2 pseudogenes are annotated in these 814 nt (G+C 65.5%); one reads left to right on the forward strand and one right to left on the reverse strand.

Annotated features, from left to right (window positions below):
- Nucleotides 1–413 (forward strand): annotated as a pseudogene (locus tag EN884_RS37460) (GNAT family N-acetyltransferase); the annotation flags it as partial.
- Between the two features lie 46 nt (nucleotides 414–459).
- Here EN884_RS37460 and EN884_RS37465 read toward each other — a convergent pair.
- Nucleotides 460–814: pseudogene (locus EN884_RS37465) on the reverse strand (tyrosine-protein kinase family protein); the annotation flags it as partial.

Below are 814 nucleotides of genomic sequence, written 5' to 3' on the forward strand. Positions count from 1 at the left end.
TTACAACGCAACTCCTGTCCGATGTCGTCGCCTATGACGCCCATTGCTTTCCGGCGCCCCGAGACGCCTTTCTGAAGCGATGGCTGCAAGAACCGCATCATGGGTTGGCGGCAATCGGTTCGCGCGGCGTCACCGGCTTTGGCGTGGTGCGCCGGTGCCGATCCGGCTTCAAGATCGGCCCGCTGTTTGCCGACGACATGGAAATCGCTTCGCAACTCCTGGAGGGACTGGCCGGTGCCTGTGAGGGCGGCGAGCTGCATATCGACGTCCCCGCCGATAACACCGGTTTCATAACTGCGCTCGATGCGGCCGGCTTTGCGCCGACCTTCACCACCACGCGCATGTACAAGGGGCCTGCCCCGGAACTGGACCTGCAAAGGGTGTTCGGCGTAACGACCCTGGAACTGGGCTAGATCGGGCGAACCGCTGAACGGCTCCGCCAGGCGATCCGCAGCTCTCTCAGGCGGCGGCAGTGCGCCGTCCCGGCACCGGATTGCCGGGCGGTTCGTGGCCGAGCGGCGTCACCAGCGTCAGGTCGGGATAGCCGTTCTCGATCAGCTTGACGGCAGCCTGCGTCACCTCGTCGTCGGCCTCCAGCATGGAGAGAAAGACCTCGGTGGCGTCGCCGGTCAGACGGCCGATGCCCTGCGCGTCGGCTGGTCCGCATTCGACCACGACCAGATCATAAGCCGTTGTCAGCGACTGCATAATGATCGGCAGCCGGTCGGCAGCGCGCATGGCGCGGACCGGATCGGCGGTTCCGACCGGGATGACGGGACAGTCCGAGGAGAGATCGGCATGGATGACGTCCCTG

The sequence above is a fragment of the Mesorhizobium sp. M7A.F.Ca.AU.001.01.1.1 genome (assembly GCF_004022735.1).
Taxonomy (GTDB): Bacteria; Pseudomonadota; Alphaproteobacteria; order Rhizobiales; family Rhizobiaceae; genus Mesorhizobium; species Mesorhizobium ciceri.